The following is a 296-nucleotide window of genomic DNA, read 5'->3' as shown; positions in this document are numbered from 1 at the left end:
GCCTTGCTCTTTTTCGTCTTGAGCTACAATTAGCGCTTTAATTTCACAGCACCTATAAATTATATGCTGTAAACAGGCTTCATCTAATTGCTGTAAACGCTCAACATTTTGCTCTAAGTAAGCAAATAGCTCAGTATCGTAAATCAAACCGTATTTAATCACTTCAGCCATACCGGCTGCAAACTCGCGCGCAGGTAAAGTATGTAATGATTGTGTGTCGATAAAAACAGCTTGTGGCTGATAAAATGCCCCAATCATATTTTTACCTAGTGGATGATTTACCGCTGTTTTTCCAC

The 296-nt window shown here is 38.9% G+C and carries 1 protein-coding gene; it reads right to left on the bottom strand.

What is annotated here, in order from left to right; genetic code table 11:
- The coding region (locus AAEY62_RS21660) for a 3-dehydroquinate synthase family protein (protein ID WP_502935543.1) at window positions 1-296 on the bottom strand (296 nt) is incomplete at both ends.

This window comes from Pseudoalteromonas sp. GW168-MNA-CIBAN-0100 (assembly GCF_040309225.1).
GTDB lineage: Bacteria > Pseudomonadota > Gammaproteobacteria > Enterobacterales > Alteromonadaceae > Pseudoalteromonas > Pseudoalteromonas arctica.
This window is presented reverse-complemented; position numbering and strand designations above follow the sequence as displayed.